At 36.1% G+C, this 26,162-nt stretch carries 22 protein-coding genes; 4 read left to right on the forward strand and 18 right to left on the reverse strand.

Annotation, left to right across the window (positions count from 1 at the left end):
• Nucleotides 1-5: 5 nt before the first annotated feature.
• The 15 genes from MWU56_RS11070 to MWU56_RS11140 form a co-directional block, all read right to left on the reverse strand.
• Nucleotides 6-1,145 (reverse strand): glycosyltransferase family 4 protein, encoded by a 1,140-nt coding sequence (locus MWU56_RS11070; protein ID WP_247044527.1) that lies wholly within the window; start codon nucleotides 1,143-1,145, stop codon nucleotides 6-8.
• A complete protein-coding gene (locus tag MWU56_RS11075) occupies nucleotides 1,142-2,185 on the reverse strand; it encodes a glycosyltransferase family 4 protein (RefSeq protein ID WP_247044528.1) in 1,044 nt (347 codons plus the stop codon). The genes MWU56_RS11070 and MWU56_RS11075 overlap by 4 nt, the downstream gene beginning before the upstream one ends.
• Before the next feature lie 494 nt (nucleotides 2,186-2,679).
• Nucleotides 2,680-3,903, reverse strand: coding sequence for an O-antigen ligase family protein (locus MWU56_RS16630; RefSeq protein WP_247044529.1), 1,224 nt, complete (start codon nucleotides 3,901-3,903; stop codon nucleotides 2,680-2,682).
• Complete coding sequence (locus MWU56_RS11085; protein ID WP_247044530.1) at nucleotides 3,890-5,182, reverse strand: O-antigen ligase family protein; 1,293 nt, start codon at nucleotides 5,180-5,182, stop codon at nucleotides 3,890-3,892. Before MWU56_RS11085 ends, MWU56_RS16630 begins: the two co-directional genes overlap by 14 nt.
• Before the next feature lie 56 nt (nucleotides 5,183-5,238).
• Nucleotides 5,239-6,267, reverse strand: coding sequence for a polysaccharide pyruvyl transferase family protein (locus MWU56_RS11090; protein ID WP_247044532.1), 1,029 nt, complete (start codon nucleotides 6,265-6,267; stop codon nucleotides 5,239-5,241).
• On the reverse strand, nucleotides 6,264-7,721 hold the full coding sequence (locus tag MWU56_RS11095; protein WP_247044535.1) for an alkaline phosphatase family protein: 1,458 nt from the start codon (nucleotides 7,719-7,721) through the stop codon (nucleotides 6,264-6,266). Before MWU56_RS11095 ends, MWU56_RS11090 begins: the two co-directional genes overlap by 4 nt.
• Nucleotides 7,722-7,801: 80 nt before the next feature.
• On the reverse strand, nucleotides 7,802-9,112 hold the full coding sequence (locus MWU56_RS11100) for an oligosaccharide flippase family protein (protein WP_247044537.1): 1,311 nt from the start codon (nucleotides 9,110-9,112) through the stop codon (nucleotides 7,802-7,804).
• Nucleotides 9,113-9,186: 74 nt separating this feature from the next.
• Nucleotides 9,187-9,729: a dTDP-4-dehydrorhamnose 3,5-epimerase gene (gene rfbC, locus MWU56_RS11105; RefSeq protein ID WP_410548943.1), complete on the reverse strand. Its 543-nt coding sequence runs from the start codon at nucleotides 9,727-9,729 to the stop codon at nucleotides 9,187-9,189.
• A complete protein-coding gene (gene rfbA / locus MWU56_RS11110) occupies nucleotides 9,729-10,598 on the reverse strand; it encodes a glucose-1-phosphate thymidylyltransferase RfbA (RefSeq protein ID WP_247044539.1) in 870 nt (289 codons plus the stop codon). The genes rfbC and rfbA overlap by 1 nt, the downstream gene beginning before the upstream one ends.
• 6 nt (nucleotides 10,599-10,604) lie before the next feature.
• On the reverse strand, nucleotides 10,605-11,666 hold the full coding sequence (gene rfbB / locus MWU56_RS11115; protein WP_247045240.1) for a dTDP-glucose 4,6-dehydratase: 1,062 nt from the start codon (nucleotides 11,664-11,666) through the stop codon (nucleotides 10,605-10,607).
• Between the two features lie 37 nt (nucleotides 11,667-11,703).
• Entirely contained in the window at nucleotides 11,704-12,480 is a 777-nt protein-coding gene (rfbD, locus tag MWU56_RS11120; protein ID WP_247044540.1) for a dTDP-4-dehydrorhamnose reductase, read from the reverse strand.
• 64 nt (nucleotides 12,481-12,544) lie between these two features.
• Nucleotides 12,545-13,594, reverse strand: a complete 1,050-nt coding sequence (locus tag MWU56_RS11125) for a hypothetical protein (protein ID WP_247044541.1) — start codon at nucleotides 13,592-13,594, stop codon at nucleotides 12,545-12,547.
• A gap of 2 nt (nucleotides 13,595-13,596) precedes the next feature.
• Nucleotides 13,597-15,285, reverse strand: coding sequence for a DUF6909 family protein (locus tag MWU56_RS11130; RefSeq protein WP_247044542.1), 1,689 nt, complete (start codon nucleotides 15,283-15,285; stop codon nucleotides 13,597-13,599).
• 50 nt (nucleotides 15,286-15,335) lie between these two features.
• Nucleotides 15,336-16,835, reverse strand: coding sequence for a GH3 auxin-responsive promoter family protein (locus tag MWU56_RS11135; RefSeq protein WP_247044543.1), 1,500 nt, complete (start codon nucleotides 16,833-16,835; stop codon nucleotides 15,336-15,338).
• Complete coding sequence (locus MWU56_RS11140; RefSeq protein WP_247044544.1) at nucleotides 16,836-17,705, reverse strand: M23 family metallopeptidase; 870 nt, start codon at nucleotides 17,703-17,705, stop codon at nucleotides 16,836-16,838. It lies immediately after the preceding gene.
• 168 nt (nucleotides 17,706-17,873) lie between these two features.
• On the opposite strand from MWU56_RS11140, the gene tatA reads away from it, so the two are divergent.
• The 3 genes from tatA to MWU56_RS11155 all read left to right on the forward strand — a co-directional run bounded on the left by tatA (nucleotide 17,874) and on the right by MWU56_RS11155 (nucleotide 20,770).
• Nucleotides 17,874-18,071 carry a twin-arginine translocase TatA/TatE family subunit gene (gene tatA / locus MWU56_RS11145; RefSeq protein WP_247044546.1) on the forward strand — a complete coding sequence of 66 codons (198 nt, stop codon included), beginning with the start codon at nucleotides 17,874-17,876 and terminating at the stop codon, nucleotides 18,069-18,071.
• Between the two features lie 189 nt (nucleotides 18,072-18,260).
• Nucleotides 18,261-20,348 (forward strand): OmpA family protein, encoded by a 2,088-nt coding sequence (locus MWU56_RS11150; protein WP_247044548.1) that lies wholly within the window; start codon nucleotides 18,261-18,263, stop codon nucleotides 20,346-20,348.
• A 251-nt stretch (nucleotides 20,349-20,599) separates the two neighbouring features.
• On the forward strand, nucleotides 20,600-20,770 hold the full coding sequence (locus MWU56_RS11155) for a DUF6747 family protein (RefSeq protein WP_247044550.1): 171 nt from the start codon (nucleotides 20,600-20,602) through the stop codon (nucleotides 20,768-20,770).
• A gap of 133 nt (nucleotides 20,771-20,903) precedes the next feature.
• Here MWU56_RS11155 and MWU56_RS11160 read toward each other — a convergent pair whose 3' ends face one another.
• From MWU56_RS11160 to MWU56_RS11170, 3 genes are all read right to left on the reverse strand, one after another.
• Complete coding sequence (locus MWU56_RS11160) at nucleotides 20,904-21,905, reverse strand: DUF4837 family protein (RefSeq protein ID WP_247044552.1); 1,002 nt, start codon at nucleotides 21,903-21,905, stop codon at nucleotides 20,904-20,906.
• A 12-nt stretch (nucleotides 21,906-21,917) separates the two neighbouring features.
• Entirely contained in the window at nucleotides 21,918-23,519 is a 1,602-nt protein-coding gene (locus tag MWU56_RS11165; RefSeq protein ID WP_247044553.1) for a LysM peptidoglycan-binding domain-containing protein, read from the reverse strand.
• Nucleotides 23,520-23,637: 118 nt separating this feature from the next.
• Entirely contained in the window at nucleotides 23,638-24,828 is a 1,191-nt protein-coding gene (locus tag MWU56_RS11170) for a phosphoglycerate kinase (protein ID WP_247044554.1), read from the reverse strand.
• A gap of 182 nt (nucleotides 24,829-25,010) precedes the next feature.
• On the opposite strand from MWU56_RS11170, the gene MWU56_RS11175 reads away from it, so the two are divergent.
• On the forward strand, nucleotides 25,011-26,162 hold the full coding sequence (locus MWU56_RS11175) for an ATP-binding protein (protein WP_247044555.1): 1,152 nt from the start codon (nucleotides 25,011-25,013) through the stop codon (nucleotides 26,160-26,162).

The following is a 26,162-nucleotide window of genomic DNA, read 5'->3' on the forward strand; positions in this document are numbered from 1 at the left end:
TTGATTTATATCCAATTATTATAAATTTCATCCACTGTTTCCTTAAATTCCATTTCGAATCGTTCAATGCTAAACCTTTGTGCGCTTTCCCTAATAATGTCCTTATTGAATAAATCTAAGTTCTTTTCAAAAAAATTAACCGCTCCCAACAATGAATCTACCTTTTGATTTTCATAAAACACCCCAGTAATAGCTTTATCTATTTTTTTCGTGCCCGGAAAGACTCCTTTCACAGTCTCCAAAATACCACCCTTTCCAAATGCAATAACCGGCACTCCAGATGCCTGTGCTTCAATTGGTGCAATTCCAAAATCTTCTTCCGCAGCAAAAATAAATGCTTTTGCATTTTTAATGAGCTCTTGCATTTTTTTCTTTTCAACAAAACCTAACAACTCCGTATTCGAAGTAGCTAATTTTTTTATCTTATGCATATCTGGCCCATCGCCAATAACCAACAACTTCTGCTTGGTTTTGGAAAAAGCCTCAACAATCAAATCAATTTTTTTATAAGGAACCATCCTAGAACATGTAATATAATAATCCTCTGTTTTATCAGAAATTGTAAAAGTCTTAGTATCTACTGGCGGATAAATTACTCTTGATTCCTTTCCATAAACTTTTTTTATACGCTTTGCCACATATTCTGAAATGGCAATATAGTAATCCGGTCGATTTGCAGTAGTATAATCCCACATTCTTATCTTATGTAAGAAATATTTGGCCAAGAGCCCTTTAAATCCTTTTTGCATTCCAGATTCTTCAAGATATTGATGATATAGATCCCAAGCATATCTTACTGGCGAATATACATATGAAATGTGCAGCTGGTCCGGTCTAGTTAGAACTCCTTTGGCCACTGAAGATGAAGAAGAAATAATCAAATCATATTCATTTAAATCAAACTGTTCTATTGCCAAGGGAAACAATGGTAGATAACTCCTATATTTCTTTTTTCCAAAGGGCATTTTTTGAATGAATGAATTTTTAGTTTGTTTACCTTTTAATATAATTTGTCTGTTTTCATCTGAAAGTGTATCTATCAAAGAGTAATGATCAAAGTCTTCCCAAATATTTGTAAAGCTCTCTATACATCTTTCTGCTCCACCATATACAGAATACCAGTCGTGTATTAGTGCTTTTTTCATAAAATATCCTTAATTATCTGTTTTAATTGCTCAGTCGAATTGTCCCAACTAAACCGTTTTAAATTTTCGAATCCCTTGTCTCTTAGCTGTATTCTAAGTTCTGGGTTTTCAATTAGATTTTTCATTGCAGATTTAATTGATTCCAAGTCTGTAGGTTCACAATAATGTACTGAGTCTTGGTAAACCTCAGGCAAAGAAGTTTTATTTGAAACAATGCAACAGCAGCCACAAGCTTGAGCTTCTAAGGGAGGCATACCAAAGCCTTCAAAAAAACTAGCATAAATAAATATTTCGGCCTTATTATAAAGTTCTATCAATTCCTTGTCCGATAAATATCCGGTAAAATTGATGTTACTATCCCCCATTTCTTCTTCCAGGTCCAGATTCGAAAATATATGGTTGCTCTTGCCTACAATTACAAGTTTATAATCTGTATCCAATTGTTTATACGCTTGAATAACGGATTTTAAATTCTTTCTTGGATCAATCGATGAAACTGTCAAAATAAATTTTTCTCTCTTTAATCCTTTGTCACGAAACATTTCTGATGGCGCGGCATAAATTACCTCAATTTTATTATCCTCAATTTTATATGTTTCAATAATATCATCTTTCACATAATTGCTATCAGTCACTATTCTTTTTGAATTTTTCAAACCAATAGGAATCAGTGTGCTATACACCTTGTGAAAAGAATAAGTAAACCACTCCGGATGATGCTCATACGCTAAATCATAAAGGGCCATTATTTTATTCTTATACAGAACAGGGCCCACACCTGCTAAATTTATCAACAAAGGGTTTCCGTTTCTTTTCAAAAAAATTGGCAATTCAATTTGCTCCCAAAGTATTGCCGGTAATCTACCAAATTGAATAGGTTGAACATCCGTGGAAATGACATTTATCTGTTCTGCTTTAGGACTTACAAAAACCACTTCTTCACCTTGTATGGTTCTTGGAAGCCTTTTACAAAGTTCAAGCGCAAAGCGTTGAACACCGGTTATCTTTTGAGTGAGGAATTTTGCGTTTATTACTATCATACAATTAAATTACTTGAATAGTTTTAAACAGGTATCTTATTCTTGACATATTATATTAATTCATTAATGAAATTCAGTATTTTAAAGAGTATAAATCATAGTTATTAACTGATTGATTCCCTTTAAAATAAAGCTACTAATAATTTTCTTGACTTGACCAAAACATAAACAACCTATAGTTCCTATGGATTGTTTACCTTGTTATTTTATTAATATCATCACAAAAAATAGAACTAAACACTGTTTTTCCCATATCGTTTAAATGATCTTGTAAGCTTCCCGTCTATTTTTTATTGTAGTGTTTAGTTAACTACAGTCTATAATTATTTAGCGATTACAATCTTTCATGGTTATCTTATATATTCGGACAAATTTTCATAAAAATTATGCTTCCATTAATTAATATCCGAACATAGTTTAGATGTTTCTTGAATAATATTGGTGCTTAATTAACCAACTTTAATGATAATTAATTTTATCAATGCTGTTGGTTGTTAGTCATTAGCTTTTAAATAACTTTTAAAATATAATATTGTATTAAAAATACTATAAACCATTATCCCTGTATTTCTACTCAAAATATTTTCGAATAAAAAACAAATTAGCATAAAGGTCAAAAATACGATATAGACTTCATCTCTATTTGAAATTGCCCGTTTATAGAAAATAATGTATGTTACAAACATCAAAGTTAACCCCCATATGCCATAACTTAACCAATAATACAAATATTGATTGTGAGTATTGAATATTCCATTTTCGTACGCCTTGGTTTTATATTCATTTTTATAACACAAGTCCAATTCTTCTTGTACATCTCCAGGACCAAGCCCTATAAAAGGAACTTTCTTTCCAATTTTTATGGCGCAATTATAGATGCCCACTCTAGTATTAAAAGAATTAAAATAGTCTCCACTGGGATATATCTCTGTTGTGTTAATAAATTCATTGACCCTATTTTGAAATGGTGATAATGTCAAAGCCGATAAGACTATCACCAAAAATGCAGCTATTATCGTTAATTTTGATTTAAGTCTTATCGGCTTTAATATAATAGCCAGCAACACAGCAATTAAAAGTGCGAGCATTGGTCCAATGCTTGCGGTCATAAATAGAGCAATAGTAAGAATAATGCCAAAAATTAGATTTAACCAGAACCTTTTAAAATAAAAATAAAATAAAAATAGTATGGCGGTTCCTATCATCAATGCTAAGTAAATTGGGTGCTCCCCAATAACTAAAACTGACTCAAATTCACCTCTGTATTTTTTTATGAATGATATTATCGGTAAATGTTCATTCTCATATAAACTCACCAAAGAAACAATCGAATACACTATAAAAGTACAAGCAAGCAATACATTTGTAATAATATAAATTTGAAAAAACTTTTTGATTGTCCTAATAGTTCTAAAGGGCGGCAATAAAAGAATAATCAAAGGAAATATTATAACAGGCAAAGACCTTTCTACAAATGTGTATCCACTTTTAATATTCTGTGTCCAAAACAGGGCCGTTAAGCTTAGTAAGAATGGTAATGACAAAATCAAAATGTCTATTATCTTCCTTTTTGTAAATCGTTTCAAAAAACCTCCCTCTTCATAACATATCACAATACTTCCTAAAACAAAAACTGCAATACCAATATTGATGAGTTTAAAGTCGAATAGTGGAAACGCGGCCAAAACGTATATAAGGCGTTCTTTAATTTTGTCCACTATACTTTATTTTAGGTTGGGTATGATAAAATTTATGAGCATAAGGAATGGCCAAGTACACCCATATAAATAACATTATAAAAGAAGGAAATGCATTTAAGGACACATACATTGCAATAAGACCGGCCGTTATTGTAAGATTTTTGCTTTTTATCGACAGTATTAGTGTTTTGATTAAAAATGCAATAAAAAGCAAAAAACCTACAATGCCGTATTCTGCCCACACTTCCATATATACATTGTTTGGAATTGCCCTTTTCCCCTTTCTATTAAAAAAATTAATGGAAAATTCGCTTTGATTGTCAATGATTTCATCAATATTATTGTAATGATCATAATGAAGACCATAATTGAATGGCCCAACTCCAAGGATTGGATTATCAATTCCAGCTTCTAACGCAATTTTTCCTGTTAAATACCTGTCTACTTTAGAAAAATTGGATGTTGTGAGTGTATTCAGTGGGGTAAACAACTTTTCTTCCACATATTTTTGATAAAATAGACTTTTAAAAAAAATTACTGAACCAATTATAATAACTGGGAGTAATAACAAAAATATTTTAAGATTCCTTTTTCTAAGCAAATATTTTTTAAAATATATAATCAAGAAAAAAGCAGCACTGATAATACTTATTGTAGAAAATGTGGAAAGAATAGTAAACATTAAAAACCAGGCAACCCTATCTTTGTTCAAATAAAATGCGACAGCGCTTGATAAAATTAAAAATAGTCCAAAAAAATTACCTTCTTTAAACGTGCCCGCCCTTATAAACCCCATAATTGTCTGCGGGTTTTCTTGCATTCCGAACATCTTTATAAATGGTATATTTAAACCTGATGAAATGAATAAATACCAAGCATAAATAGATGCTGCCAATGCACCATATACCCATAACTTAAGATAATTTTTTGGTCTACCTATAAAATAAATTGAAATGACAAATGCCAAAATATTTAAAATAATATAGATTGTTCTTAGCAGACTGTCAGCTTGCCTATTTATTCGGTAATCTATAATCTTTGGTGGGTAAGTATAAGACCAATGGGAGTTCACAAAAAATGAAAGGATAGCCAAAAATAAAAAGACATATATAACTTTGGCACTCCATAACGTTTTTAAAAAAAATCTATCAAACTTTAGTTGCATAAAAATGAGTATCAATACAACCAATAACAGTTCCGAAATCTTTAATGGAAAGAAAACATTGACTGTAAGTGCCTGAGTAAAAGGTAGAAAAAATAAAAACAGACCGAATATTAAACTAATTTTTATTTTCAAAATTACCAAGACATTGATTTACCCATTACATCGGGCAAAGTTAAATATAACCTATTTTAAGGCTCTTGAATATTCTGCAAGGCAGTTTCGATAAACTTGTGCCCAATATTTGAATAATCTGCAATCTTCTTCTCTAACATGGAATAGTCTATAGATTCAAACCTACTGTTCCCATCAAAAATACGATCATGTATGTCCAAAGTGTCTAACAAATAAGAAAACTTTTGTAGTCGGTACGGATCCATAAAAGTCGTGAAATTCCTTCTAGTAAGTATGGAATAAATTGTGCCATGAAACATGCTCGTAAAAACATATTTGGCTTTTTTAAAGAAGCCTATCCATTCAAATGGGCTTATGCCCAGATAGTTTTCATCACACCAAGAATAGTAAAAGCCCACTGAAACCAATTTAATCTTTTTTTCTTTGGAAAATTGCTTCATTGCTTTGATATGTTCTGGCTTTAAAACATAGGCATAAACCAAAATATATTCTTCTTCTATTTCTGGTTCTACAGCCCAATTTAATTGATCTACAAGAAAAGTCGGGTCAGGAACAATGGTTGGTTTAGTGCCGGTTAGTTTTTCTGCGATTTTTTGAGAGTTGTTATCCCTCACCGAAATTGCATCAAAATCCAACAGATATTCCTTTACCAGTGACAATTTTTCATCATCAGACTTTGTCGAGCCAAAACTAGGGGCGTATGCAATCTTTTTGGTGTTTCTCAAGCCTTTACCAAAGTAGCTTAAATCATAACCAAAACCAAGATTATTAATGTTCCATATCTCGTCACTTCCAAAAAATACCACATCGTATTTATCTTCGAAACTAGCCAAATCCGAGTTTGGTTTGGTCATGTCCATCAGTTTGTGCGCACTACGAAACTTCCAGATTTTTTTAGCATTCTTTACAAACTTGCCATTCATTCGAAATGCATAGGCAAGTTCCTTGAATGCAAACCAAGTGTCCTTATAATTAATAATCTCTACTTGATGACCTAAAAGCTCAAGTTTTTGCTTTGTACTGTATGCCTGTAAAAAGGCGCCAAAATTTATTCCATCGTGAAATGTCAGTATCCCTATTTTCATTTAAAAAAACGATCTGCTATTTTATAAGTAAGTGTTAAGTTTCTCTCATCATCCTCTTTAACAAAATTGTGTAATGAAGGTGTTAAAAAGAACAAAGCGTTCGGTTTTTTTGTTCCTGTCCAATTATCATGCTTAACCTCTTTTAAATTAATGGGTTTATCAAACCAACTGTTTTTCGTGATAAACTGAGATGTAGTAGTGGTCATGGATTTCATATTCATTGGTTTAGAAACAAATATGTCGGGTATTAATTTTTCATAAGGTTCTCCCACAAAAGCTGGTTTTGAAGAATACGCTTTCAAATTAAATTCTTTTGCTTCATTAGAATTATTGATTGCATTGCAAATTTCGGTCACATTCTTCATAATATCCCCTTCTGAAACGGGACCATTAAATCGACTTTTATCATTTATGAATATTCCTGCCACATCTCCTTCACTTCTACAAAATGCAATACTTTTTTCTGAATTGAACCATAGTCCCTTTTTGACACTAGACTCGATTAACTTATTTTTCTTAAGTTTCTTTCTTAAATTAAACGGAACCAGATTTTTAAACCTATGAATTAAGTTCTTGCTTGGGGTTTGAGATTTTTTTACCTGATAACCATATTTTTGGAGCAAAAAATTAAAATTTACTCGGCTATCATAAGGAGATATGCCATGGTCTGAAATTAAAATAATATTTTGGATATCAATATTTTCATAGAGCTTTTGGATATTAACATCCAAAGCTGTGAAAAACCTCTTTAGCTCCTCAAAATAAGCATCGTCGAGCGGTTCCTTCCCTTCTATTACTCTTTGTATTTCACTCATTGACAAATATGCAACTGTTGCAACTGCTCTATATGCCAAGAAACCAAAACTTGTTGGTTGTTTATCATAAATATCAATGTATGAATCCGTTCGACGATTCATCATTTCAATAAGTTGATCAAAAAAAAGAGTGGGATTAAATATTTTTTTGTCAAACAACAATGAAGGTACTCTTTCATCAACAACATATTTGTTTTTAACTAGATGTTCAACAATAGCTTTAGGATAAAACATAGTGTCATCATTATATGTGCTATCTAAAGATTTACCTCCTCCCCCGCCAGCAACAAAGAACCCACTAATCTTAGGTGCAGGAAAAGTTGTGGGTACACCCATAAATCCAACAGAAACATTTTTTTTGTTGAGCGTATCCCATAATAAGTTTGATTCTTTGTCAATAATATTTAAATTAAATGACAGCGAGGTGTCATACGAATTGTCCATTAAAGGAAATTCATAAAATCCTTTAGTTCTTGACGCTGGTTGACCAGTGTACGCTTCAACCCAGCCCCTACTTATTAAGTCTTCATTTATCTCCTCTTTATGTAAGGTGTCTAATAATTTATGCGTAAAAGGCATATCGAAAGCTCTGAGCATTTCCTCCGAAGCAGCATCAATTCCAAGAACAAATAATTCCATGTTTTATTTATGGGTTAAAATAGGTAAGTAATTGCAAACTTATCAAATTTGTTGCTATGAATTCCTTGCTACTTGAAATTTTAAAATGGTATAGGCAATATTCCAACCTTTTTCTTAGCATAAATAACCTTCAAAATATTTTCTAAACCTATGGTGAAAGCTGTTGCGACCGCAGCTCCTATAATTCCAAAAAATGTTATAAGGAAAAAGTTCAGTAAAATATTTATCGCTACTGAAACAAGTGAAATATTTCTATGCGTCTTTTCGTATCCACACATTATCAACAACAAACCAGAACATCCAGTAGAAACATTAAGGAATTGACCAAAACATAAAATCATTAAAGGAACATAGGATTCGGAGAACTCCTCTCCCCAAAGTGATAAAATGGGCTTTCCAAATAAAAGAAAAACTAATAAAAGCAAACCAGCAACAACAATAACGCCTAGCGTTGTTTGTCTAACCATTTTTTGCATGCCTTTTAAGTTGCCTTCAGAATACATAAATGCCAATTTTGGTGATATGGCGGTGTTTGAAACCAACAACATAAAGCTTGTAAGCATTGCTATTCGAGAAGCGACACTATATAGTCCAACTCCTTCCACATTATTTAAAAAACCTAACATTATTGTATCTATATTCGTCGCCAAAACACTGGTAGAGGAAACAAGCAATAATGGTAAGGCTGTTTTTAGCAAAGGCTTTAAATCAAATCTTCCCATATACGTATTTGAGAAGATAAAACGCCAATAACCTATAGCAATTAAAAACACTATTAGTCTTGCCAATGCATAAAGCCAAGCAACATGAATGATTGTTATTTCAATTTTGCATAAATAACTGATGAACAATCCTATGACAACAAACCCAGAACTTAAAACTTGTTCGAAGAGATTACTTTGCCATACTTTTCTCATTCCATTTATAGCAGAAGCATAAACACGTGTAAGTGTTTGTGGAATGAGTGCAATTAAAAAGATTATCAATGGGATTTTAATACTCGTAGTCTTAAAGATATTCTCAGAAAAAAAATAGACCAAAATTATTCCAAGAGCCGTTACTACAAGTGATAAAAATCCATTAAACAATAACGCAGTTTTAACATTATTCCCAATAATTTGATCTTTTCCTTGACCGTGTCCTATAGCAATGTTTTTAACCAAAACATGTTGCATCCCAAACATTGTCAAAACCAAAAGAACCATTAGGATTTGATTGGCTAAATTAATAACACCCAAACCACTGGGCCCTAACATTCTACCAAGAAAAACACTTGCGCCGAAAGCAAAAGCCATTCCAAAAACCTTAACAAAGATTGATGACAATGATTTCCTAAAAACCTCTAATGTATTAATATCAAGGTTTTTTAATCTTTTAAAGTGTTCTTTCATTTATGTTATTATGGTGCAATCATCTGGTTTAGCAAAACCTATTATTATATATTTATGGTTATTTTCATTTTTAATTAATGGAGATTACATTTGTTAGACAAGTTCTTATCTTTTTTAGATTGTAACAGATTAATTGGATCTAATAACCACTTTATATTTAGTTTAGAGTCATCATAACAAATCCCCCCTTCAGCCTCTTTATTATAATAATTATCGCATTTATAAAACACTTTTACCACATCACTCAACGCCAAAAACCCATGAGCAAAACCTCTGGGCACAAATAACTGTTTTTTGTTTTTACCACAAAGCTCAATGGATATATGCTGGCCAAAAGTAGCAGAATCTTTACGTAAATCAACCACCACATCCTGAATTCTTCCTTCCAATACAGAGACAAGCTTTGCTTGGGCATGTTCTCCATTTTGGAAATGCAAGCCTCTTAATACACCTTTTTTAGAAAAAGACTGGTTATCCTGAACAAAATTGATTTCCTGACCAATGGCTTCGCAAAAATCCCTGTGGTTATAACTCTCGAAAAAATAGCCCCTTTCATCCTCAAAAATGGTGGGCTCAATTATAAAACATCCTTTTAATTTGGTCTCTGTTGCCTTTATCATGCCTCTATGTTCAATATGCCCAACAATCTTTTACCATAGCCGCTTTTCATCAAAGGTTTTGCCAGTTCTCTAAATTGCTCTTGATCGATATATCCCATTTCGTAGGCGGCAACTTCTATAGATCCGGTTATCAATCCTTGCCGTTCCTCAATCACTTCCACAAATTGCGAGGCTTGCATTAAGGCTTGAAATGTTCCTGTATCCAACCATGCCGTTCCCCTGTCCAAAATACTCACATTAAGCCTATTCCTTTTTAAATACTGTTTGTTTACATCCGTAATCTCTAATTCACCGCGTGCACTTGGTTTTATGCATTTTGCAATGGAAATTACATCATTATCATAAAAATAAATCCCTGGTACTACATAGTTGGATTTGGGTTCTATTGGTTTTTCTTCAATACTGATGGCTTTTCCATTTTTATCAAACTCAACAACCCCGTAGCGCTGTGGATCATTTACCCTGTAAGCATAGATAATCCCCCCTTCTGGGTCATTATTTTTTTGCAGTAATTTGGACAGTCCAGCGCCGTAAAAGATGTTGTCTCCCAAAATGAGGGCCACCTTGTCGTTACCAATAAAATCCTCTCCTATAACGAATGCTTCTGCCAAACCGTTTGGTGCTTTTTGAACCGCATAAGAAAAGGTACAGCCATACTTTTTTCCATCCCCCAATAGTTCTTGGAATAACGGAAGGTCCTTTGGGGTGGAAATAATCAATATTTCATTGATGCCGGCATACATCAAAGTGGATATTGGATAGTAAATCATCGGCTTGTCGTAAATAGGCATGAGTTGCTTGCTCACCGAAAGTGTAAGTGGGTGTAATCTACTACCTGTCCCGCCTGCCAAAACAATTCCTTTCATTGTGCTTTATTCTTGATACTGGTTTTTATAATATTCCAAATAGTCTTTTGAGGTAACATTGTCCAGCCATTCCTTATTATCAAAATACCAATCAATCGTTTGTTCCAATCCCTCTTCAAAGGTTACTGATGGTTTCCAACCCAACTCTTTCTTTATTTTGGACGCATCGATAGCATATCTTAAATCGTGACCAGGGCGGTCTTTTACAAAAGATATCAGTTTTTCCGATGTTCCTAGTGTTCTTTTGAGCTTTTTATCCATCAATCGGCACAACAAATGGGTCAAATCGATGTTCTTCCATTCATTTAGCCCCCCAATATTATACGTTTCTCCTTTTTTACCTTTATGAAATATAAGCTCAATAGCTTTTGCATGGTCCTTTACATATAGCCAATCCCGGGTATAATTTCCATCACCATATACGGGCAGTGGTTTATTTTGTATGATATTGTTAATGAACAAGGGGATCAATTTTTCCGGGAATTGATTAGGGCCATAATTATTGGAGCAATTGGAAATTACAAAAGGTAATTTATAGGTTTCTCCATAAGCCCTAACAAAATGATCTGAGCTTGCCTTTGAAGCGGAATAAGGGGAGTTTGGGTCGTAAGATGTAGTTTCTTTGAACAGGCCCTTTTCTCCTAAACTTCCATATACCTCATCTGTACTTATATGGTAAAACAGAAAGTTTGGATTGTTTTCGAATTGCTGCAAGGACGCATTCAATAAATTGACGGTGCCCAGAATATTGGTTCGAACAAAGGACAAGGGATCTGTAATGGACCGATCTACATGGGATTCGGCAGCCAAATGAATGACCCCATCAAAACTATGTTTTGAAAAAAATTCGTTTATAAAGTCCGTTTTGGTGATGTCTCCCTTTATAAATTCATAGTTCGGTGCTCTTTCGACGTCTTTTAGGTTTTCGAGGTTTCCTGCGTATGTCAGAGCATCGAGGTTGAACACATTGTAATTACTATTCAAGGTGATAAATCGCCTGACCACATGAGAGCCAATAAAACCAGCGCCTCCTGTAATTAAAATGTTTTTTTGAATGTTTTTGTCCATAAAAGCATCCATAAAATTCACGGTCTTTCTCACCCAATCAAGAAAGAACACTGTTTTTTGGCCTCTTTGCGAAAGTACGATAATTCGAATCCAAAACAAGCCTGGCTTTGTTCACCAAATTATTCTCCTTAAGAATTTGTTTGGCAAAATCGTACCATGTCATTGGCTTTCCATCCGTATAATGATATATGCCAAATAGCTTTTCCCCTAAGATAATCTCTTCAATGATAAACCTTACCAATGCATCAGTATTGGTAGGACAGCCTCTTTGAGCATCGGTAATATATAAATCCTCTCCCTCCATCGCCTTTTTTATAATTGATCGATAAAAGTTATGACCGTACTTTTTACTATACAACCAAGATGTTCGGACAATAAAATGGTTGGGTAAAATCTCTTGAATAAACTGCTCTCCCCTCAATTTGGACTTTCCATATTCGTTGATAGGATTCGGTTTGTCCGTTATAGTATAAGGCTCTTTTTTCTCTCCATCAAAAACGTAATCGGTAGATATATGTATCAAGACAGTTTTATGGGCTCTACAGGCCTCCGCCAGATTTTTTACACCCTCTGCATTGATGTTAAATGCCTTTTCGGGGTTCTTTTCAGCTTGTTCAACATTGGTGTAGGCGGCACAGTTGATACAGAAATCATAGTGGCCTTGCTCAAACACATCAACCAATTGGGAGGGTTGGGCAATATCAAGTTTGTCAGCTGTTTTAAAATCAAAATAAATCTCTGGAAAATCAAGGGCACGCTCTTGAAATGTCAGACCCAATTGGCCCCCAGCTCCAGTTACCAAGATTCGCTCCATACATTTCTATTATTGTTTTGATTTTCGCCCTAAGCCTAAAACCATACTACCAACAATTGTTCTTTTACTTCTGATTGTAGGATTTTAAATACTTGTTAAGCTCCAATAATGCTAAAACCCCAAATACTAAAATCAACAATGCCATGGGAAGTTTAAATTTGTAACTGTTCCATATTCCCTTTAGTTCAACTCCTCTTGTTGGGAAGTCACTTATAACATTGACAATGGTTGATTTGTTAGCCTTTTCCTTGTTCAGTTCTACCAATTTCTCCTTTAAAACATCTTTTTCTTGAATAAGGGCAAGTTCTCGTCCTTTTGAATCCCCTCCTTCGGCTAAATTAATACTGGTGCCCTGCATGGGTCTGTCTGCCTCTTTGACCAATACCGTTCGGTATAGGCTTTGTAGCGAATCTATTTCAACCAACTGTTTTTTGTAGATATCTTCCTGGAGGACCAAGTTATCATCATTGATTTTTTTCTGTAGCTTGAAGTATTCATTTACAGAAATAGAGTTTATAATTGCTGGTTGTGCTTTTTTGGCAACTCTGTTATCCGTACTAACAATTGATATTTGGTGAAATCTGGCATCCAGAGAATTAAAATTTTCCAAATAATTCTCGTAATCAATTGCTTTAATAGTGGTTGTGTCCAATTCCTTAATGAATTGGTCAAAAAGTTTTATTTTCTGGTTTTCATCAGAATAGGAATCGGTGAAAATTTCTTTAATACTAGCTGCTTCGTGCTCTGTGATATTTAATGCGGTGGCCAAAGCAACAGAGTCTTCAGCTTTTGCCAAATCATTGTAAAAGGCTATGTTATTGTATAGCTGCTGAACACTATTAAAATTAGGTTCGACCACCATTCTTGAGATATATTCTTCCGAAGACACCTTATCCAAAACAAAACCCCCAATTCCTCCAATAATAATAGCTGCCCCAATTATTATGATGTTCTTCTGAACAAACAGAAGAAATAGCATTATAATATGGAAAATACCCTTGAAAATACTACCAATAAAATTGAAGAATTTTTGAAAACCTCTTCCAATCATTTGGAACAATTGCCCCAAATCTATTTCATCGGAATTATTCTGGTTTACTGGTTGGTCTGCCATGTTTATGTATTAAATATTTGTTTTAAAATCCTGTCAGTTATTAAATAAGTGGGTTTTACCCCGGTTGTTCCCAGTCCGCCTGAAGCCAAAGTACTCCCTGTTTCCAATGGATTGTCCGATGCATAATAAGCATACCGCACCTTGACATCTTTTTTTATGCTTTTACGTATCCTGGACGCTGATTGTATCGCCTTTTGATAATGTACCCCTTCCATTTCCAGTCCTATCACGTTCCATGTAGATTCATTAAAAAACTGAAGGATATCCCTGTTTTGCAAAGAAGTGCCCAATACCGTAACCATAGTGCCTTCCATAACTTTAAGGCCGTGTCCTTTAAAATCGGATGCACAAAATTCATTGTCAAATGGGTAATTGTCTGCAGTACCTTCAAATATATGTGCCGATGGAATCATTAAATCACCCTTTCCTCCTTCCAATATTCCAGCTTTACCCATAATAGAGATGGAATCAACATTTAAGAAAATCTTTTCACCATCTTGTTCCAATGGTTTCAATAACTCATCTATGGTTTCATAAGCCTGTTCTCCAAAGGCATAGTCCATTACGAATATAATTGGTTTTTCATTCTCCAACATATCTTCCGGCAGCTTATAACAACAGCTTTCAACATCAAATTTCGCAGAATCGAAAATTTGAACGTCAATATTGGCCCCGGATTCATCGTCCAAGAATATCATTCCATTTCTTTCAGCAAGATTTTTTACCTTTTTATTCAGCGCTTTATGTTTCTCCGACCCAAGAGCCTCATAAATATTCAATGAGTCATCCTCCGGAAATTCCTGATGAAGTGCCTTTTTTGCAAAAAGTGAATTCATAACACTGTGCATATTGGCGCTAATAATATGGAGTGGCCTATGAATCAAATTATGTTGTTTTAGTCTTTTTTTGATTTTCTCGGCCCATTTTTCTCCGTGGATATGGTGTCCCAAGCGCTCTCGCAATAGCGGACTAAAAGTGATTGTTCTTTTGTTTCCCGTAGTTTCTTCCTCAATCGCTAATTTGCCCAGCCAATAGATTACATTTAAAAATCTGTCAGGGTCTTTGGGTGTCTTTAGTTTATTTTGAATCTCAACAACTTCATCAAAAGTTCTTCCTAGAATATTTGCGCAATGTATAAGCGCCACTTCTCGTTCATCATTGTCTTTTTCATCACGCAACACAAACTCGGTTAGCTTAACCCAATCACGAATGGTAGCATTTCCATCATCGACCAAAACTCTGCTTGAAATTTTACCAGACTCAACATACAAAAATGTAAGATGGGTCAAAATGTCATAAATATCGCTTCGCCCACGTGTAATCTCAATGTTCATCTGTTCATCGTCTATACGATAACAGTTCCGTCTCCTTTTGGGTGGTACAATTGGTTTTAAGTGTGATTTGGCAAAGCCTTCGTCGGAAGTCAAATTGATAAACCGGCATTCTTCGATGCCTTCAGGCAATCGTTCCAGTACATAGATTAGTCCGTTAAGTTCCGATTTGTCCTCTGCAATAGAACCATAAATTTCGGGCCGTAGCAATAAAAGTGCACTTCTTAAGGCATTGCCGCTTACACCAGAGGGTTTATAAAATCCACGATTGAGCAAGTGACGCATGGTAATATACAAACGCTCAATTGCGTTGGTGGATTCCTGTGCCCTAGTAGTCTGTTTTACTTCTGTTGCCATCATATCTACAGGCAAAAATAAGTGAATTCCTTTGAAAATTAAGCTGTTCCGTGTCAACTAATTTTAAAGGGTTGCAGTCCATCGGCCACTTTACGGTCGTTGGCAAGACGCTGTACCTTGTTTTGACCTCCCAATTTACCAATAGATTTCATATAATCTTGAAACCCATTTGGTTTGATATTACTAATTTTTAAAGGTTGAAGGATATGCCCATCTATCAAATCAAAATAATAGCTGTTCTGCTTCTTCATGCTCTCCTCAATGATCCTTGAAAATTCAACAGGGTCAGATGGTACCTTCTCAAACTCTATAAACCATTCATGGTAAGGAAGTTCATCATCCTCCGGGTTCGTTTGCGGAGCGACTGTAAATTCGTTAACCAGCGCATCCGTACCTTCTACGGCCAATCTAAGGGCTTCTTCTACTTCTTTGGCAATTACGTGTTCCCCAAAAGCCGAAATAAAATGTTTTATCCTCCCTGAAACGATAATTTTATAGGGGTCCAATGAAACAAACCGAATGGTATCTCCAAGATTATAGCCCCAGAGTCCAGCGTTAGTAGAGATTACCATGGCGTAGTCCACATCCAATTGCACATCTGCAATGGTCAATCGTTTTGGGTTTTCGTCAAAAAATTCATCCGCTTTTACAAATTCATAAAAGATTCCTGCATCCAATAATAGGAGCATCCCTTTTTCATTTTGGGAATTTTGATATGCGAAAAAACCCTCGCTGGCCGGAAATAGCTCTATACTGTCAATCTTTCTTCCGATAAGATTTTCAAATTTGGCCCTATAAGGTTCATAGTTTACCCCACCATAAATAAATAATTGAAACTCCTTGAAGAGCTCACTAACTTTTTTTCCTGTCTTAGCATTGAGCTTTTCAAAATACATTTGTACCCAAGATGGGATGCCCGCAATAACGGTCATGTTTTCTTTTTCGGTCTCCTCCACAATCTTGTCGACCTTTGTTTCCCAATCATCAATACAGTTGGTCTCCCAACTTGGCAATCGGTTTTTTTGAAGGTAATTGGGCACATAGTGTGCAGAAATTCCCGAAAGTCTACCTAGTTTGATACCATGTTTTTCTTCCAAAATAGGGCTGCCTTGCAAAAAAATCATTTTTCCATCTACAAAATCTGCATTACCAGTTTCATTGATGTAGCCTAGAATGGCATTCCGGGAAGCTTCAACCTGGTTCTTTATGGATAATTTGGTAATTGGAATGTACTTTGCACCAGATGTTGTACCCGACGTTTTGGCGAAATAAATCGGTTTTCCCGGCCAAAGCACATCGTCTTTACCGTCTAAAATCTGTTGAACGTAGCCTTTTAATTCTTCATAATCGCGAATAGGAACTCGTTCCACGAAGTCTTGATGGGACTTGATTGTGTTAAACTGATGTTCCATACCAAAAACTGTGTTCTTGGCTTGTTTGATTAATGCATTAAAAACTTTTTGCTGGGTTTTCACAGGAGTTTTAACCCACTTATTGGTTTTTTTGGCAATTCGGTTCGCAAATATTTTTGCTGCAAATGCTTTTACGGACATTTAATTGAAGTCTATATAGTTTTGGGGGTCTACGGGCTTACCTTTTCTCCAAAGTTCAAAATGTAGGTGTGGTCCTGTCGTGAGTTCTCCTGTATTTCCGATGGAGGCAATCACTTCGCCGGCCTTTACCATATCGCCTTGAACTTTGCTCAGGGAGCCATTATGTTTATATACAGATGTTATTCCTTCTTGGTGCTCAACAATGATTACATAACCAGTCTCTGTGGTCCACTCAGCAAATAGAACGGTACCATCGGCAATGGATTTAACCGGTGTATCCCTTGGAGCAACCAAATCCACCGCATAGTGCTTTGTTTTTTGATCAAACCCTTGGGACAATGTTCCATTTACGGGCGAAAAAAACAGAGTGCCCAAATTCTCCACATCCCTTTCAAATAAGTTATATTTATCTTCCAACTCTACCTCTTCCCTTAAAAGCAAATCTTCACGAATGGGAGAAAGATCTACTGAAGCCGGATCAAGTTTATACTGTTCAAACAAGGAATCTCGATTCGTCTGATTGTTTTCAATATCTCCTCGCAACACTTTTCTAACATTATCTAAATACCGATTGGTGTAATTTAGAACGGTAACTAAAGAGTCCGTTTTATAGGTAAGATCCGTGGCCTGTCGCTTTAATTTTGTGGAAGAATATCCTGGAATATATTCCTTTAAAGGTGTGAATGCAATAAATAATGTTGTAAGGCCGATCAAAACAATAATAAACATAGTGCCCGTAACAAAAACATTAAGCCTATTGAGCTTAAACGATATTTTCTCCTCAAAGGTGCTTTCGTTAAGAATCACTAAGCGATACTTGTGTAACAGCTTGCGTTTTATCTCTTTTCTTTTCTTTTTGTCCTTTGCCATGATAAACAAAGATAGGCTTAGATTTTAATATCCATGTTAAGCTTTTTAAAAAGCTATGCTGTGTAAGGTCTTAAAAATACTATTTCAAATGCTAATTTTAGTTAATCAAATATACTCTTCCACAACTTTTTATTACCTTTACCTTTCTAATCAAAGGTTTTTGAAGATATGATTGCTCAAACTATATTATTAGGAATGTTAGGTCCGTGGCAAATTGTTTTAATTGTCGCCGTGGTAGTTTTGCTTTTTGGAGGAAGAAAAATTCCAGAGCTTATGAAAGGTCTTGGAAGCGGAATCAAAGAGTTTAAGAACGCGACCAAAGAGGACGAAAAATTGGAAAGTGGTAGCAATGAGTCAAAATCTTAGTTGACTTTTCAGGGTACAAACTTGCCGTGTTTTAAATAGTTATGACCTGCCAACATCATTTTTTTAACATTCAACGCCACAAATCAACCCTTTCACAACAAAAAATTATCCGCTTACTTACCATATCCTATTTTAGCAACTTAAACTAAACTGTTAGGTTTACTGTGCTTAACCTTCAAATGAACTTTTATGTTCATTTGTGCCGATGGAGTGGTAATGAAAAGACTAATCTTGCTTTTTTTCTTCTCATACATACTTGGGTCACATGCCCAAGAACTCGTCTTGTCTGATTCTGGAGCAGAGCGGTTGCCTATATTCTCACACTCAGAAATGGAGAACGATGGCACTGCCTCGTCAAAAAGTTTCATAAAGCAACTTGAAGGGTTAAACAGCAAAAAACTACGTAAGTATCTTAGTAAAAAAGGTGTTCCTCAAAGACTTATAAAAAAAGGGAACGCCTATTTCGAAAAAATGTGGTATGCTGAAGCTGCCCGAATTTTTGACATTGTCTTAGAAAGAACAGAAGCCAAACATACTTTGCCCTTGTTGTCAAGAGCAGGTGATTCACACTATTATAGTGGTAACCTTGAAAAATCGTACAAATGGTACAATGAAATTTACCTAGTGTACCAAGACGAAATGCAAGACGCTACTTTTTTTAAGTATACCCAAACCCTAAAGGGAACGGGCAAATACCGGAGAGCTGCAGCATTGACTAAAATTTTAAGGCAAAAAAGAAATGAACCCCTAAATGATCTTAAATTAGAAGAAGGCATCTGGAAAGGCGCTACAGAGGTCCAAATAAAAAACCTGGATATAAACTCTGAGTATTCTGACTTTTCCCCCATGTTTCACCAAGACTCCGATATTGTTTACGCCTCTGCAAAAGATTCTTCTATATTGACTACCCGCCGTTATAGGTGGACCAATCAACCATTTCTGGATTTATATGTGGCTAAAAAGAAAAATGATGAAGGTGATCTATTTGCGTCAAAAAAATTTTCCAATAAAATAAATACCAAATTTCATGAAGCTTCCTTAGCTTTTTCACCCGACCAAAAAACTATTTATTTCACTAGAAATAATTATGGTAAAAAATTGAAACGGGGAAAGAACGGAATCAATCATTTAAAAATTTATCGTTCTCATTACACAAATGGTGGATGGTCGGAGGCCGAGGAACTTCCGTTTAATAGTGAAAATTATTCCACAGGGCATCCAACCGTAAGTTTAGATGGGAAAAAAATGTATTTCGTTTCCGATAGGCCAGGTGGTTTGGGTGAAACCGATATATATGTAGTGGACATATTTGAAAACGGAACGTTCTCCGAGGCAAAAAACCTTGGTAGGACAATTAATACCGAGGCAAAGGAAATGTTTCCTTACGTAACCGAAAACGCACTTTATTTCGCTTCCAATAGGCCCATGGGATTTGGGGGCCTTGATGTTTACAAATCAGAAGGCAAAAACGATATGTTTAGTGTAGGCATTAATTTGGGTAAACCCATAAACAGTATTAGAGATGACTTCTCTTATATTATTGATTCGACAGGAGAGAAAGGTTATTTTGCCTCTAACCGAAAAGGAGGAAAAGGTGATGATGACATCTACTCTTTTACATACAAACTCAACTTAAACGCCATATCCGGTTCCGTGGAAAATATGGCTACGGGAGAAGTAATCAAAAGAGCAAACGTTTCCTTATACCAAGAACAAGGGTTAATAGAGGAAACCATAGCTGATACTACTGGAAAGTATACCTTCAATTACTTAAGCCCTACAACAGATTATACCGTGGTGGCCAAGAAAGAGGGGTTTTTAAATGATAGTTTGTTAGTAAAAACCAACGAAAACATAAATATAAACGTAACCCAACGACTACAACCGCAAAATGAGGTTGTTGATACACCTACCGTAGAGTCTTTTAACCCTAAAGATGTATATTTCAATTTTGATAGTTACAAAATTACATCCGGTTCAGCCCTTGAGCTGGACAAGCTTGTTACAATTTTAAAGGAGAACAAGGACTTATCCCTTAAAATTGAATCGCACACTGATGCTATTGGTCCAAAAGCCTATAATAAGTACCTCTCCGAAAAACGGGCCAAATCTACCAAGGATTACCTTGTTTCCCAAGGCGTCGATTCTTCAAGAATTCTTAGTGCCGTTGGATATGGCGAAGAACGATTGCTGAACAATTGTGGTGATGGCCAAAAATGCAATCGAGATCAAAATCGATTAAACAGAAGGTCTGAATTTATCCTCGTTTCAGAATAACGTTCTTTATTAGAAGGCCGTATTATCCAAGTTTTTCTAATTATTCTCCAAAACTACGCTGTTAATCGGTGTTTATGCTCGTTCAACTGTTTAGAGCTCTGCGTGTTTTATCGATCAAACAGATAGCTTTAAGGATTTAAGACACTGCTTCCCCTCGTTTACCCCTTTTTATTGCTATTCATCCCTTTGTTTTTCATTCTCTTCTGCAAAAGCGAATCTTTGACCTGTCTTTAAATCTTAAAATCAAGCTTATGAAAAAATTACTACTCGTTAAAGAAATTTATATGGAAGGTTTCCGCAATTTGGGCCATATCGTATTGGAAAAATACTTCAAAATATTCGCCTGGTTCAGCTTCATCTTGTTCTTTATTGTGCTATACGCATTTGTATACAGGATTGCTACAGGCTTTGCGTTTGATTAACCAACCCTTAGCTTTAAAGAACAGAAAAGCCCAGTGCAACACATCTGGGCTTTTTTGTTTTTATCAATGTCCTGTCCTGAAATAAATCGAATTTGTTTCAACTTATTTAGTACGATGCAAAAAATTGCATTCCCTAATCTGCAGAAGTAAGAGGCAAATCAAATTTTATGGTTTTCAAAATGGCTTCCAATTCGAACATATAATCTCTTTTTGCTTCGGAAGGAGCAAAAGTGAACCCTTCGACAATTATTTTTCTATTGTGTTCCTTATCATTGATGATATAGGTTAAAAAAGGGCCTGCCATCGGGTATCCATGAATTTCCCAAACACCTTTTACCTCAGCGGCTTTTTTTCCTCCAATTTCCGCAGGAAATACATAGGGAGCAAAGGCTTTCTCGGTAATCATATATGTGTTTTCATAAGGCCCGGGAATATATTTTTGGCCTATGGAGTCTCTCATTTTTATAATATCCTCCACAAAAGTGGAATCATTGCTGAAATAATCCCAAGGCATTTCATAAGCCACGATGTTCATGGTCCCCTTAGGAATCTGAATATCCATCCAAACAAAGTTGTCCTCTCTTCTTCCCACCTTATAAAGCGATGGTACATCAAGGTGGATTCCTAATTCTTCTTCCAAGGCTTTGTCCTTGCTCAATGAACGCTCAAATCGTCTTTGCGCCTCGGCAATTTCATTTGCCTTAAATTCATTAATCGCTCTATCGGCCAAAGAATCAAGGTTCTTGATCAACACCTCCTGGGTAGGTCCCGTAACCACGGCCACTTTTTGTGGTTTTGAATATGCATCATCCTTAATATGGGCCAAGGAAGTTGAATCCTGTTCCACATACAACAGTGATCTTGAGTGGGTGGTAGTGCCCTTAAATACCTTTGGCGGTATTTGTGTAATGGTAAATTTGGGCTCGATTTGTGGAAGACCCACAATCTGTGCTGCAAACTCATCCCTGATTTTCTCCCCTACCGGCCCTCTCCAAAGCTCGGTATCCATAACAACCATAAGAGAATTAATCCCTCCTGTGGATGGTGGAAGAAATCTTTCTTTTGAACCTGAACTGTTACAGGCTCCTAACGCCAACAAAGCTGCGGCGATTACTAGTGTTCCTAATTTTTTCATCTTGCGTTAAATTTACGAAGAACAATCACACAATTTAAGTATTGTGCCAGGTTTTAGATTATTCCCGCTAATACCGTTCCATTCTCGCAAATTTTCTATGGTAATGCCAGGGTATTTCTTAGAAATTGTCCAAAGAGAGTCCCCAGATCTTACCTTATGCATTTTAGATCCATTTACTGAAGTTACAGCAGATTTTGTACTACTGGGCTTTGATGTGTTTTTAGCAATATATGGTTTTCTTGGGTAAATTGTCAATCGTTGTCCTACACGTAAATTGTTGCTTCTTAAACCGTTCCATCTTTTTATTTGACTTACCCCTACGCCATATCGTTCAGCTATCTTTCCTAAATAATCTCCACTTTTTACCCTATACCTGATCTGATTTTGAGCGGTAACCATGTTCGGCAATGGTTTTTCTATAGAGTCCAACTCTTTTTTTACATAAGCGTAAATTTCTTTTTCATTGGAAACAAACTTTCCAATTTTTGATACTGGTAAACGCAAAACATAATTCTTTCCTTCTACTTTTGGAATAATATTCAGTTTGTAGGCTGGATTTAACATCTCCAGTTCTTCCGTACCTATGTCGACCAGTTTGGATATCTGATCAAAAGTTATCAGGTTTTTAACGTGGACCGTATCCGTTTCAAAATAAGGACGCTCTGCTTTTTTATATTGTAATCCATGCTCTTCGGCATACTCGAAAATATACATCGTTGCTAAAAAAGCGGGCAGATATCCGGCTGTTTCTCTAGGAAGAAAAGACCTAATGTTCCAATAGTTTTTATACCCCCCAGAACGCCGAATGGCTTTGTTTACATTTCCTGGGCCAGAGTTATAGGCTGCCAAAGCCAAATCCCAATCACCAAAAATAGTATAAAGTCTGGAAAGGTATTTACTGGCAGCTTTTGTTGCCATAATGGGGTCGTGCCTTTCGTCTACATAACTACTTACATCCAAACCGTACATTTTGCCGGTACTGTACATAAATTGCCACAATCCCTTGGCCCCCACCCTGGACCTTGCCTTAGGGTTAAGCGCAGATTCAACAATGGCTAAATATTTTATTTCCAAAGGAATGTTTTGGTTGTCCAACTCCTGTTCAAATAATGGAAAATAAAACTGGCTTGCAGTCATCATGCGCTGCATCAAATCTTTTCTCCTTGTCAAAAAAGACTTAATTACACTTTCCAGCGACGAGTTATACGTAATGTTGAACGGAGTTTTCTCGTTCATCCGGGCCAAACGCGCCTTTAATGTATCTGTTGGCAGGTCTACCACATAAATGGAATCTTGACCTGGTTCTTTTTGAATCTCCAACAACATATCACTAAACAAATCTGCATTGTTGTGTAACTCGTTCAGCCAAAGACTATCGTATTTCCATGCCTCTTCTAGGTCGCGCAATCGAAACTTTCCATCCTCATGTGTTTCCAAGGCCATAAGTTGGCCATCGATTTTAATATTGGACACTGCAATGGCTGTCTCTTTTTCTTTGCTAAGCAAGGTGGAATCTTTATCCGTATTCTGTGTTGCTTCCATTTGCTGAGCACCAATATAGGGAGCTGCGGAAAGCATGATAGAAAAAACAGCTATTTTGAATTTTTGATTCATTTGGAAAAGATTTGATTTATGGGGCAAACTAAAATGGTGTTTTTTTCTGAAATAGTAAAGCCAAGAGACAAAATTCTCTGTCTTTTAACGTTTTCCCCAATAACTCACAACGTGTTACTTAGCCCAATATTGCAGCAATGCCCGGTAAGGTTTTACCTTCCAAGCTTTCTAACATGGCCCCTCCTCCCGTAGATACATAACTTACTTTATCTTCGAAACCGAATTGCTTCACTGCAGAAACGGAGTCTCCGCCACCAACAAGGGAGAATGCGCCGCTTTGCGTGGCTTCAACAATATAATTGCCCATAGCAATGGTTCCTTTGGCAAAGTTTTCCATTTCAAAAACGCCTACTGGGCCGTTCCACAAAATGGTCTTGGACGCCAAAATCACCTGTTTGAAGATTTCCAAGGTTTTGGGACCAGCATCCAAACCTTGCCATCCTTCAGGAATTTTATCTACGTCAACAATTTGTGTATTGGCTCCATTGTCAAAATCATCGGCTGCCAAAACATCTACAGGCAAATAAACATTTACATTTTTTGCCTCCGCTTGCTTTAGGATGTCCAAAGCCAATTCCATTTTATCGTCTTCACAGATAGAATCTCCAACATTACCTCCTTTTGCTTTTACAAAAGTATAGGTCATACCCCCACCAATAATAAGGTTGTCTACTTTATCCAATATATTTTCAATAATGGTGATCTTGGAAGACACCTTGGCACCACCTAAAATGGCGGTAACGGGTTTTTCTCCTGTTTTCATCACTTTGTCTATGGCTTTAATCTCTTTTGCCAAGAGATATCCAAAGCATTTGTTTTCTGGAAAAAACTTGGCCACAATAGTTGTTGAGGCATGTGCTCGGTGGGCCGTGCCAAATGCATCGTTCACGTAAATATCACCGTGCTTGGACAATTGTTCGGCAAACGATTCATCACCCGACTCTTCTTCGGCATGAAAACGAAGGTTTTCCAACAAAAGTACTTCCCCGCTTTGTAGGTTCGATGCGGCTTCATCAGCCTTAGCGCCAACACAATCTTCAGCAAACTTTACTTGCACCCCGATAATATCGGATACAGATTGGGCTATGTGTGAAAGCGACATGTCCGGATTAGCTTTACCTTTTGGTCTGCCCAAATGGCTCATTAAAATAGCTGCTCCCCCATCTTCCAAAACTTTAAGAATTGTGGGTTTTGCGGCATCGATCCGGCTAGTATCGGTTATATTGAAATCAGTGTCCAATGGCACATTGAAATCAACCCTTATCAATGCTTTTTTGTCTTCAAAATTAAAATCGTCTATCGTCTTCATGTAGTGTGCTCTTTTTAGAGAATCTCAAAAATAAAGATTTCTTGCTTTCTCCTTGATTTGAGAAGCTTATTATTTCAAAGATTCACAGTTTTTAACCTTTTTGATTTCATAAGTTATCAAAGCAAGCGTCCGCACTTGGCACGCAACCGCAATTTCAGCACTTAAAAATGTATCTTTGGGTTATGCTTTTTAAAAATGTTCTAGGTCTCGAACACATCAAAAACCATTTGGTGACCACAGCTGAAAACGGTCGGGTGGCCCATGCTCAATTATTTGTGGGACCTGAAGGTTCCGGAGTGCTGCCCATGGCTATTGCTTATGCCCAATACTTACTCTGTGGCAACACAAATGGTGAAAATACTGGGGAAAACACAGCTTGTAATTCTAAGTGCAATTCGTTGATGCACCCAGACCTTCATTTTGCATTTCCCGTTTCTAATTCTGAGAAGATAAAATCGCATGCGGTAAGCGATCATTATATGGAAGAATGGCGACAGTTTGTACAAGAACAACCTTATGGAAACCTCTTTGACTGGTATCGGCATATCGGCATTGAAAAAAAACAGGGACAAATCGGGGTGGACGAAGCACAGGACATGGTTAAGAAATTATCGTTGAAATCCTATGAGGGCGGATACAAAATCCTCATTGTTTGGATGGCCGAAAAAATGAATGTTTCTGCCGCCAACAAGCTTTTAAAGCTCATAGAGGAGCCTCCCAACAAAACAATCTTGCTTCTTCTGGCAGAAGATGAAGAACAGATTATAAATACTATACGTTCCCGTTGCCAAATTTTGAACTTCCCCCCTCTTGCGGAACAAGTCATTACCGATGAACTTTTGGTTCGGGGCGTTGCCCAAACCGAGGCGCTTACCATTGCACTTGAAGCAAATGGTAATTTTAACAAGGCCCTTGATTTACTGAACAAAGATTCTGAAGATTTGGTTTTTGAACGTTGGTTTGTGCAATGGGTTAGAAGTGCTTTTAAGGCCAAGGGCAATAAGAGCGCCATTCAAGAATTGATATTGTGGAGCGAAGAAGTCGCCAAAACAGGTCGAGAAGTACAGAAAAAATTCTTGAGCTACTGTCTCACGATGATGCGGCAAGCACTGTTGCTCAATTACAAGACAAATGAACTTGTATATGCCAAGGTACATATGGAGGGTTTTAACCTAAACAAGTTTGCCCCGTATATACACGAAAACAATATTTTAGAGATTGTGGAGGAATTGGAACAAGCCATTTACCATGTGGAACGTAATGGAAATTCCAAACTGATCTTCACAGATTTATCCATCAAACTTACAAGGCTTTTACACGCAAAGGCTGCCTAA

Origin of the sequence: Allomuricauda sp. F6463D, from assembly GCF_023015965.1 — a bacterium.
GTDB lineage: Bacteria > Bacteroidota > Bacteroidia > Flavobacteriales > Flavobacteriaceae > Flagellimonas.